Raw genomic sequence first — 238 nt, forward strand, 5'->3', positions numbered from 1 at the left:
GTTCCGGACAGCAACGTTGACGTGGTGTTCGTCCTTGGGACGGAACCCTCCTACCGCTGGCGCGCCTACACCACGGAACTGCTTGTCCACGCTGAGGCGCTCAAGGTGGACTCTGTCATCCTGGTTGGCGCATTACTGGCCGACGTGCCCCACAGCCGCCCCATCCCGGTCAGCACAACCAGCGAGGACGGAGAATTGCGCGAACGCCTGAACCTCGAAGCTCCACAGTATGAAGGAC

General features: G+C 62.2%; 1 protein-coding gene. It reads left to right on the plus strand.

The genetic code is table 11. From position 1 onward, the window contains the following. Positions 1-238: PAC2 family protein (locus SCA31_RS25425; RefSeq protein ID WP_410699703.1), on the plus strand; the 238-nt coding region annotated here is incomplete at both ends.

The sequence above is a fragment of the Chryseobacterium sp. SIMBA_028 genome, assembly GCF_046535285.1.
Classification (GTDB): Bacteria; Bacteroidota; Bacteroidia; order Flavobacteriales; family Weeksellaceae; genus Chryseobacterium.